The organism is Vibrio sp. SG41-7 (assembly GCF_014164465.1).
Lineage (GTDB): Bacteria > Pseudomonadota > Gammaproteobacteria > Enterobacterales > Vibrionaceae > Vibrio > Vibrio splendidus.
Genome location: NZ_JACJFF010000229.1, coordinates 1 through 3,418, shown reverse-complemented (window position 1 = coordinate 3,418; position 3,418 = coordinate 1). Strand labels below are relative to the sequence as shown.

Below are 3,418 nucleotides of genomic sequence, written 5' to 3'. Positions count from 1 at the left end.
TCACGAGTAGAATCGTGCATCTGCTCGAGTTGCAGCTTTTGTTGAGGAGTCAGTGTAATTTTCATGGGTCTTAGCATGATCCTGATTTTATCGAAAATCAAGCACCTTCATTGATCACGGGTATAAGTTTATCCTGAAAAATTCTGATAAATCTCACACATCAATAAACCGAATGAATACCATCAAAAGCTACATTAGAAACCTCTAAATCCAGTAGCTAAACCTTCCACATAGAAGCGGTGAAATGGATAAATACCAAAACAAATGGATAAATCCCCTTTACCCCTTGTAAATCATTGGCTTTCATTTATAAATTCAACTTTTGGATGAACATCTCCATAACCTTTCATTCAAGCCCAAATTCTGCGATTAGTATCAACATCTTAAGAGAAAATGGTGACATTTTGGTTATATTATTTGGAAAGGACTCTTAGGTTGAATGAAAATCCCAGCCAATACACATCAATCACATAAATATAATAACTGTCGCTTAGGAGTTGAGCCATGCACTGTTCTTTCAATATAAACAACAATAATGAGAGCTTGCAACTGATCTACAATGAAGAAAAAATATATATCAAGAACAATAGCAATAAGATATCAGAGGAAAGTCTTAATAGTAAAGAGAGTTTTGTATTCAAATACCTTATTGAGCACTCATCAATATCTAACCCTCAATCTGCACGAGATGTTGAAGAGTCTTTTAAATTACATTTTGATGAAGAGTTTAGTTTGTATGCATTAAAAAACATCATCGCCTCAATAAGAAAGAAGTATCGAAACTTATGTAAAAAAGCAAAGATAGATAATAATAGCGAACTTATCTCTAACCTTTATAAGGTGGGTTACTTTATCGATCTCGATAAGAGCTCTACAAACTGCATCGCACCAAAGTATGACATCAATCAATTCAAGCCCAGTCAGATAGAAATGTTGAAAATGATGTTCAACACCTATCATAGAGAACTGATTAAGGCTCTGATAACCGTGTTCACCCTCTCTTCATTTTTCCTCTTTGTTGTCTACTTTTTCCAAATCCTTTATACGACGAAGATTGCAGATGAATACAGCGAAAACACCAAACATATTGCTGAAGAAATCATGCTCTATGGTTGCGATAACCAAGGGGCTGTGCACTCATTGAGGCATTCGCTCAACCTGGATTCTGTCATCATGACTACGTCTTATGGTTCATGTTATATCTCCAAAACACGCTCGAAAATGGTAGACCTTGATCAAGTTGATGACTTTTACGATAGTGCCGATTTCGCTTATTCACGTTTCGCAGACACTAAGCATGACATTGACCTTACAGTGCGTATTTCTACACGCTCTATTGAAGCTCGATACAAAAACTCACTATTGCCTCTGTTAGTCGACTCGGTCTCGATCCAGAAGAATGGTTATTACATTCTGAACCTTGGTGAAGAAAGTAAAGCTATCTATCAAACACCACTGCCAACCGGTGCAACCATTACCTTTTACAGTGACGATATTGCCGTACTGTGGACTGCGCTTTCTCTGATTCTCGCCACACTGCTTTATCGTTCCTATATTCTGGGCTTTATGATCTACCTGTTTCGTTGGAAACACATCTCCTTTGAAGAAGAGCCCATCATCAACACCGAAGACAACAGCGTCCTGTATTACGAGTTGTTATCTCGAGTTCGTAACGTCGGCGTTTTAAGCTTCATTAACACAATGAGACGCACCAATTTACTCACCTTTCACACTATCTTGCTCATCGAGACGGTCAGAAAAGCCAAATTACACAACAGCCATGAGATCTATGGTGTCAACGTGTGTCCGAGCGCTTTGGTGGGGTCGAACTTCGCAAGGCTCAGAGAGCATTTGGCCGCGATGGAAGCGAATGAATTTGTCGTCGAGATTACTGAATATTCGAATATTGGCTATGGATGTGAGGTTATCGATAACATTAAGGATATCAAAAAGCTTGGTATTACCATCGCTCTGGATGACTTTGGTACGGGTAATAACAACATCGAAATCATCAATGTTATCTCTCCGACCTATCTAAAACTGGATCGTTGCTTTGTTAAGGATATCGAGTCAGGAGAGCACCATCAGGGTGTATTGCTTAATATCTCTGAGATTGGACGCTTATCAAATATCACGATGATTTATGAAGGTGTCGAGACGCGCAGGCAGCAATATATCTTGTGCCAGCTAGGCTACAACTTACATCAAGGCTATCTGTATAGTCGGCCCAATGACTCAGAGGAGCAATAGGCCCCCCTATTAGAAATCTTGACGAGCAACCATTTCCTATTCAAATAATCATCGCTCATACCGCTGCTTGAGAGCCCACAAGGACGTAGGCTTCAAGTACCCTCCCCGCCAAACATGCTTTATCCAAACTTAAAAATATCCGATCTATTTTCATAAAACCCTTGCCAATTCGAATAAAAAGGTTAGTGTTATACACATATATATCACCATGCAGTTTTGATTATGACCGAATGGAAAGACGACCAACCGATCTTTAGGCAACTTGCCGCAAAGATCAGTGACCAAATTCTTCAAGGTGTTTGGTTAGAGCAACAAGCATTACCCTCTGTGCGTGCGGTTGCTGCCGATCTCAAGATCAACCACCTTACTGTCATGAAAAGCTATCAGTTACTGGTGGATGAAGACTTGGTAGAAAAAAAACGCGGCCAAGGCATGTATGTGGCCGAAGGGGCACTTCAAAAATTGAAAGAGTCTGCACACCAATCATTCATCAACACACAGATCCCAGCCATCGCTGAGACGCTAGGCATCATTGATATGAGTGTCGAAGAACTCGTGAAACAGCTAGCACAACATATAAAGGACAAGTCATGAGTACGTTACTTTCCGTGAAAAACGTAACCAAAACCTATTCAAATCAAGTGGGTGTCGAAAACATCAGCTTTGAGTTAAAGCCAGGGCAAGTACTTGGTCTGCTTGGCCACAATGGCGCGGGTAAATCGACTCTGATCAAATCACTGCTTGGTGGACACAACTATCAAGGTGAGATTGAAGTAAACGGCTACCACCCTATCCACCAGCACGCAGAGCTCATGCAGCACTTGTCGTACATCTCAGATGTTAACGTGTTACCAGAGTGGATGACGGTTAAACAACTGCTTCGATACACACAAGGTGTGCACCCTAGCTTCAACAAGCAAAAAGCAGAACAGACGTTAAGCAGCACCAACATTAAGTTGTCTTCTACTATCAAGCAGCTTTCTAAAGGGATGAAAGTACAACTTCACCTTGCGATCATCATCGCGACTGACACTCAAGTGTTGATCTTAGATGAGCCTACACTGGGCTTAGATTTGCTGTACCGCGATACTTTTTATCGCCACCTACTAGAATGGTTCCACGACGGCGAACGCGCCATGATCATTGCAAGCCATGAGGTTTCAGAAAT

General features: G+C 40.9%; 3 protein-coding genes. All 3 read left to right on the top strand.

The genetic code is table 11. The annotated features are described in order from the left end of the window. Positions 1-504 precede the first annotated feature (504 nt). A complete protein-coding gene (locus H5300_RS26040; protein ID WP_182797294.1) occupies positions 505-2,250 on the top strand; it encodes an EAL domain-containing protein in 1,746 nt (581 codons plus the stop codon). 222 nt (positions 2,251-2,472) lie between these two features. Further along, a complete protein-coding gene (locus H5300_RS26035) occupies positions 2,473-2,844 on the top strand; it encodes a GntR family transcriptional regulator (RefSeq protein ID WP_004729948.1) in 372 nt (123 codons plus the stop codon). After that, positions 2,841-3,418: ABC transporter ATP-binding protein (locus H5300_RS26030; protein WP_182797293.1), on the top strand; the 578-nt coding region annotated here is incomplete at its 3' end. The genes H5300_RS26035 and H5300_RS26030, both read left to right, overlap by 4 nt.